The 6,468-nt window shown below is 67.6% G+C and carries 7 protein-coding genes; 3 read left to right on the top strand and 4 right to left on the bottom strand.

Translation table 11 applies throughout. From position 1 onward, the window contains the following. Nucleotides 1–14: 14 nt before the first annotated feature. Genes AC5Y47_RS24400 through modA form a run of 3 tightly spaced genes read right to left on the bottom strand, consistent with a single transcriptional unit; the run spans nucleotide 15 to nucleotide 2,683 of the window. Complete coding sequence (locus tag AC5Y47_RS24400; RefSeq protein ID WP_499946817.1) at nucleotides 15–1,124, bottom strand: sulfate/molybdate ABC transporter ATP-binding protein; 1,110 nt, start codon at nucleotides 1,122–1,124, stop codon at nucleotides 15–17. 6 nt (nucleotides 1,125–1,130) lie between these two features. Further along, nucleotides 1,131–1,925, bottom strand: a complete 795-nt coding sequence (locus AC5Y47_RS24405) for an ABC transporter permease (protein WP_499946818.1) — start codon at nucleotides 1,923–1,925, stop codon at nucleotides 1,131–1,133. Further along, complete coding sequence (modA, locus tag AC5Y47_RS24410; RefSeq protein ID WP_499946819.1) at nucleotides 1,925–2,683, bottom strand: molybdate ABC transporter substrate-binding protein; 759 nt, start codon at nucleotides 2,681–2,683, stop codon at nucleotides 1,925–1,927. The genes AC5Y47_RS24405 and modA overlap by 1 nt, the downstream gene beginning before the upstream one ends. Before the next feature lie 192 nt (nucleotides 2,684–2,875). On the opposite strand from modA, the gene AC5Y47_RS24415 reads away from it, so the two are divergent. The 3 genes from AC5Y47_RS24415 (at nucleotide 2,876) to AC5Y47_RS24425 (ending at nucleotide 6,035) form a co-directional block, all read left to right on the top strand. Next, entirely contained in the window at nucleotides 2,876–3,547 is a 672-nt protein-coding gene (locus tag AC5Y47_RS24415) for an SDR family oxidoreductase (RefSeq protein ID WP_499946820.1), read from the top strand. Between the two features lie 39 nt (nucleotides 3,548–3,586). Next, nucleotides 3,587–4,507 carry an LLM class F420-dependent oxidoreductase gene (locus AC5Y47_RS24420; protein ID WP_499946821.1) on the top strand — a complete coding sequence of 307 codons (921 nt, stop codon included), beginning with the start codon at nucleotides 3,587–3,589 and terminating at the stop codon, nucleotides 4,505–4,507. A gap of 139 nt (nucleotides 4,508–4,646) precedes the next feature. Then, nucleotides 4,647–6,035, top strand: a complete 1,389-nt coding sequence (locus tag AC5Y47_RS24425; protein WP_499946822.1) for an NAD(P)/FAD-dependent oxidoreductase — start codon at nucleotides 4,647–4,649, stop codon at nucleotides 6,033–6,035. Between the two features lie 3 nt (nucleotides 6,036–6,038). On the opposite strand, the gene AC5Y47_RS24430 is transcribed toward AC5Y47_RS24425, so the two are convergent. Next, nucleotides 6,039–6,449 (bottom strand): PaaI family thioesterase, encoded by a 411-nt coding sequence (locus tag AC5Y47_RS24430; RefSeq protein WP_499946825.1) that lies wholly within the window; start codon nucleotides 6,447–6,449, stop codon nucleotides 6,039–6,041. Nucleotides 6,450–6,468 lie beyond the last annotated feature (19 nt).

A 6,468-nucleotide genomic window follows, 5' to 3' on the forward strand; every position in this document is an offset into this window, starting at 1 on the left:
TCGGGCGTCTTGGCTCACAGATGACGGCGCAGCGCAGGATGCAGCGCCACTTCGCCGGCCTTGACGCTGAACCAGACCCGGTCGCCGGTCGTGAGCTGCAGATCGGCCGCGGCATCGACGGTGATGCCGGCGGCCAGCCCGGGTGCCCCGTCGGGTTGTTCCGCGCCGCGTACCAGGACCGCGGGTCCGCGGGTATCCAACTCGGCGACGACCACTTCGACGGTGTTGCGCGGGCTGCCGTGCGGCCGGGTCGGAAACACGGCCACGCTCGCCGGCGCGAAGACCGCCACCGCAGCTTGACCGGGGCCGACGTCAGTGTCCTCGCCGGCAGTCCCCTGCCAGACCTGTCCGGACCCGCTGTGCAGGGCTCCGTCGGACCCGATCGTTCCGCTGATCAGGTTGACGCCGGCGAACCGGGCGCCGAACCGGCTTCGCGGCGCGGCCAGCACTTGGGCGGCCGGCCCGATTTCGGCGATCTTGCCCGACTCGAGCACCAGCACGCGATCGGCCAGCGTGAACACGTCCAGCAGGTCGTGGGTGACCAACACGACCGCACAGCCGGTGCGCGCTACGACATCGCGCAAGACCCCACGGATCGAGCCGGCGGCCGCCACGTCCAGGCCGCTCAACGGCTCGTCGAGCAACAATGCCTCCGGCTCGGCCGCCAGCGCCCGGGCGATTGCCACACGCTGAGCCTGCCCACCCGACAACTGCCGCGGTTTGCGGTCCGCCAACTGCTCGGCATCCACCTCGCCCAGCCAGCGCAGGGCCACGGCCCGGCTTTCCCGCGCTCGTCCGAGCCGAAGCGTGCGGCCGCTGCGGGGCCCGAACGCGACGTTGGCGGCGACGTCCAGGTGCGGAAACAGCAGCGAGTCTTGCTGTAGCAACCCGACTCGACGGCGATGGGTGGCCACGTTCAACCCGGCCGCGGTGTCGGTGAGCACCCGATCTCCCAGCCGCACCACACCCGCGTCGGGCGTGACCAGGCCGGCGATGATCTGCAGGACCGTCGACTTCCCGGCGCCGTTGGGTCCGAGCACCGCCAGCACCTCGCCGGCGGACACCGCCAACTCCACGTCTACGTGCCGTTCCTCCAGCACCGCACGCAACTGCAGATCGCTCATCGCCGGCTACCGTGCTTCGGACCCAGTCAGGCGGCGCGCGCCGAGTCCCAGCACCACCAACGCCGCCACCGCCACCAGCAGCAGCGACAGTGCCACCGCGGCATCCGGGTCGCTCACCCGCTGCAGGTAGATCTCCAGCGGCAGCGTGCGGGTAACCCCTTGCAGCGACCCGGCGAACGTGAGGGTGGCACCGAACTCCCCCAGCGAGCGGGCGAAAGCCAGGACCGCGCCCGAGACCAGTCCCGGGAGCAGTAGCGGCAGGGTGACTCGCCACCAGGTCGTGGTGGGCCGGGCGCCCAGGGTCGCCGCCACCACCTCGTAGTCGGCCCCGGCGGTGCGCGCGGCACCCTCCAGGGAGATCACCAGGAACGGCAGCGAGACGAAGGTCTGCGCCAACACCACCGCGGCGGTACTGAAAGCGATGCTGACTCCCGCCGCCTCCAGAAATTGCCCGACCAGACCGAGTCGGCCGAAGGCGTACAACAACGCGATGCCGCCTACCACCGGCGGCAACACCAGCGGCACCAGGATCAACGGCCGCAGGATGCGCACCAGCCGTAGCCGGCTGCGCGCCAGCACCAGCGCCATCGGAACGCCGAGCAGGACGCACAGCACCGTGCTCGCCGTGGCGGTCTTCAGGCTCAGCGACAGCGCGGTCGCCGACGAGTCACTGCTGATCAGCGACCAGAAATGCGGCCAGTCGACCTGAACCGCAATCGCGACCAGCGGCAGTGCCACGAACAGCGTCCCGACCCCGGCGGGCGGGTAGATCCAGCGCGGCAGACTGGTCGACGTGCGCATCAAGGCTCGACGAAACCCGCCCGGCCCAGGATCTGCTGCCCGGTCTCGCCGGTCACCAGCGCCAGAAATTTCTGCGCCGGCCCAGATTGGGGTGCTTTCTTCAGCACCGCGATGGGATAGGTGTTCAGCACACCGGCGGCCTCGGGGAATCGAACCGTCGCCACCTTGTTCCCGGCGTCGAGCGCATCGGTGACGTAGACCAGCGCGGCGTCGGCTTGTCCGGTGGTGACCTTGTTGAGGGCGTCGGTGACGCTCGGTTCCTCGCTGACCGGATGCAGCTTGATCCCGCCGGCGTCTTCGACGCGTGCGGTGGCCGCGCCGCACGGCACCGGACGCTGACAGATCACCACGTTCAGTCCCGGTCTGGTCAGGTCGGCCAACGAGGTGATGTTCGCAGGGTTGCCCGGCGCGGTCACGATGACCAGCGTGTTCGCGGCGAAGTTCACCGGATCCGCGGCCAGCAGTCCCTGCGCGGCGACCCGGTCCATCTGTGCGGTGTCCGCGGAGGCGAACACGTCGGCGGTCGCGCCCTGGGTCAGCTGGGTGGCCAGATCGGACGAACCCGCGAAATCGAACTTGACGTCCACCCCGGGGTTGTCCGTCCTGAACCGTTCGCCGATCTGGGTGAATGCTCTGTTCAACGACGCGGCCGCGAACACCACGATCGACCGGTCCCCCGACACCGGCGAATGACACGCAGCCAGGCTCCCGTGCAGCAATATCGCTATGAAAAGGACCATCGACCCACGGCGGCGCACCGGTCAAAACTAACGCCGCGACACCGCGGCTGAATAGTTATGCAAATCGTCAGCGCGTCGTGGCGGTGTCCGGTTTCCCGGAATAGCTACTGTCCAGTAACATGGACCGCAATCGTGGCGTAGCACGCTGAGTTCGCAGCCGAGGCGCTCTAGGTGTGTTGGGTTCGACGGTGAACACGAGGAGGTCAGGCCGTGGAGGTTGTAGTCACTGGCGGGGACACCGATCTGGGGCGCACGGTAGCCGAGAGCTTCCGTGACGACGGCCACAAGGTGACCCTGGTAGGCGCCCGGGGCAGCGACCTCGAGGTCGCCGCCAAAGAACTCGACGTCGACGCGATCGTCTGCGACACCACCGACCCCGCCAGCCTCCAAGAGGCTCGCAACCTTTTTCCGCATCATCTGGACACCATCGTCAACATCCCGGCACCTACCTGGGATGCGGGCGATCCGCGCACCTACTCGCTGTCCGACACCGCCACCGCGTGGCGCCGGACCCTGGACGCGACCGTGCTCTCCGCGGTGCTGACCGTCCAGTGCGTCGGTGACCACCTGCGCTCCGGCGGCAACATCATCAGCGTGCTGCCCGAGAACCCCGCCACCGGCAGCGTCGACGCGGCGATCAAGGCCGCGTTGTCCAGTTGGGTCAGCGGGCAGGCCGAGGTCTACGGCACCCGCGGCATCACCGTCAACGCCGTCGCCTGCGGCCGCAGCGCACAGCCCGGCTATGACGGTCTGTCCCGCACCCCGGCTTCCGTCGCGGCCGAGATCGCCCGGCTGTCGCTGTTCTTGACCACCCCGGCGGCCCGGCACATCACCGGTCAGACACTGCACGTCAGCCACGGCGCGCTGGCTCAGTTCGCCTGATCAGCGCGGCGCTCAGCGCCGATCGCTACGGTAAGAGCCGTGACTATTCGGCTTGGTTTCCAGATTCCCAGATTCTCTTACGGCACGGGTGTGGAGAAGCTGTTCCCCACCGTCGTCGCACAAGCGCGCGAAGCCGACGCCGCCGGCTACGACTCGCTGTTCGTGATGGACCACTTCTACCAACTGCCCATGATCGGCAGTCCGGACGAGCCGATGCTGGAGGCCTACACGGCGCTGGGCGCGCTGGCCACCGCGACCGAGCGGCTGCAGCTTGGCACCCTGGTCACCGGCAACACCTACCGCAACCCCGCCCTGCTGGCCAAGATCATCACCACCCTGGACGTGGTGAGCGGCGGACGGGCGGTTCTGGGCCTCGGGACGGGCTGGTTCGAACTGGAACATCGCCAGCTGGGCTTCGAGTTCGGCACCTTCACCGACCGGTTCAACCGGCTCGAAGAGGCGTTGCAGATCATCGATCCGATGATCAAGGGCGAGCGGGCGACCGTCTCCGGCGACTGGTACACCGCCGAATCCGCACTGGCCGAACCCCGCTACCGCGACCGCGTCCCGATCCTCATCGGGGGCAGTGGCGAGAAGAAGACCTTCGGCATCGCCGCGCGCTACGCCGATCACCTCAACATCATCGCCGCCTTCGACGAACTGCCTCGCAAGATCGACGCCGTCAAAGCCCGCTGCGAGGAAGTCGGTCGGGACCCGGCGACACTGGAGACCAGCCTGATGTTGAGCGTGATACTCGACGAGAACGCGAAACCGGAACACCTGCCGGAGAACGTCAGCGCCCGGATGGCGATCGGCGGGCCCGCTCAGATCGCCGAGCAGGTCCAGTCCCGGGTGCTCGACGCGGGAGTGGACGGGGTGATCATCAACCTGCCGAACGGGCACCTTCCCGGGGTGATCACCACTGCCGCCGAAGCGCTGCGGCCGCTGTTGGGCCTCTGACCGCACGCCGCGATCGTTAGTGTGGCTCATTACACAGGCCCGTGGCTGGGTTTTGCCGGGGTGGGTTGACTAGGCTGAAAAGTGTTAATAGCTAACTGAAGTCGCCCGCCAAGGAGACCCCGTCAGGAGCAGCGGAAACATGAGCAGTAAGCCAGAACCCACTGTTGAACCGCGCCCTCGCCATCGGGTGGTGATCATCGGGTCGGGCTTCGGCGGACTCAATGCGGCAAAGAAGCTCAAGCGTGCCGACGTCGACATCAAGCTGATCGCGCGCACCACCCATCACCTGTTCCAACCCTTGCTGTACCAGGTGGCCACCGGCATCATCTCCGAGGGCGAAATCGCGCCACCCACCCGAGTGGTACTGCGTAAGCAGCGCAACGTGCAGGTGCTGCTGGGCAACGTCACCCACATCGACCTGGCCCGCCGGGTCGTGGTGTCGGAGTTGCTCGGCCACACCTATGAGACGCCCTACGACAGCCTGATCATCGCCGCCGGCGCGGGCCAGTCTTATTTCGGCAACGACCATTTCGCTGAGTTCGCCCCCGGGATGAAGTCCATCGACGACGCGCTGGAACTGCGTGGCCGTATCTTGAGCGCCTTCGAACAGGCCGAGCGGTCCAGCGACCCGGAACGACGCGCCAAACTGCTCACCTTCACCGTTGTCGGCGCGGGTCCCACCGGCGTCGAGATGGCCGGGCAGATCGCCGAATTGGCCGAACACACCCTCAAGGGGGCGTTTCGGCACATCGACTCGACCAAGGCTCGGGTGATCCTGCTCGACGCCGCCCCCGCCGTGCTGCCGCCGATGGGTGAGAAGCTCGGCGAGCGCGCGGCCAGACGCCTGGAGAAGCTGGGCGTGGAGATCCAGCTCGGTGCCATGGTCACCGACGTGGACCGCAACGGCATCACCGTCAAGGATGCCGACGGCACCGAGCGGCGCATCGAGTCGGCGTGCAAGGTGTGGTCCGCCGGTGTGCAGGCCAGCAGGCTGGGGCGTGACCTGGCCGAGCAGTCCGACGTCGAACTCGACCGGGCCGGCCGGGTGCAGGTGTTACCCGACCTGTCGATCCCGGGACACCCCAACGTCTTCGTCGTCGGCGACATGGCGGCCGTGGAAGGTGTACCGGGCGTGGCGCAGGGAGCGATCCAGGGCGCCAAGTACGTCGCCAACAACATCAAGTCGGAGCTGGCCGGTGCCGACCCAGCGGAGCGGGAGCCGTTCCAGTACTTCGACAAAGGGTCGATGGCCACGGTGTCGCGGTTCTCGGCGGTGGCCAAGATCGGGCCGCTGGAATTCAGTGGCTTCATCGCCTGGCTGATCTGGCTGGTGCTGCACCTGGTGTACCTGATCGGTTTCAAGACCAAGATCACCACGCTGCTGTCCTGGACGGTGACGTTCCTGAGCACCCGCCGCGGTCAGCTGACCATCACCGACCAACAGGCTTTCGCCCGAACGCGCCTCGAACAACTGGCGGAGTTGGCGGCCGAAGCCCAAGCGAGCGCGGTCACCAAAGTAGCCAGCTGACCGTCACGCCTCCAGGTTCTGCAGTCGCACCTGGCCGCGCGCGACCAGCCGGCCGTCGTCGTCGGTGATCGTCACCTGCCACAGCTGCTGGCGGCGGCCACGGTGCACCGGATCGGCCGTGCCGTAGACGGTGCCCGATTTGATGGCACGCAGGAAGTCGGTGTTGTTGTTGACGCCCACCACGTTGCCGCCGCCATGCTCGGCCAGCCAGGTGTAAGCCGCCACGCTGGCCATGCTCTCGATCATCGAGCAGTAGACCCCGCCGTGTACCAGGCCCATCGGCTGCAGCAGCGCGGGCTTGACCTCGAGTTGCGCGCGTGCCCCGTCGGGACTCAGTTCGGTGAATTGCAGACCGAGCTGCTGGTCGAATGGGGCGGAGAACTCAACGGAATCCGGGTCAGGCGCAGGCGACACGCCCTTGTGTCTACACGAC

This window comes from Mycobacterium sp. NGS22 (genome assembly GCF_059813095.1).

What these genes read in the sequence shown, in the direction of transcription:
- AC5Y47_RS24400 (WP_499946817.1), bottom strand. Translation starts at nt 1,124, where the DNA reads ATGAGCGATCTGCAGTTGCGTGCGGTGCTGGAGGAACGGCACGTAGAC.
- AC5Y47_RS24405 (WP_499946818.1), bottom strand. Translation starts at nt 1,925, where the DNA reads ATGCGCACGTCGACCAGTCTGCCGCGCTGGATCTACCCGCCCGCCGGG.
- AC5Y47_RS24425 (WP_499946822.1), top strand. Translation starts at nt 4,647, where the DNA reads ATGAGCAGTAAGCCAGAACCCACTGTTGAACCGCGCCCTCGCCATCGG.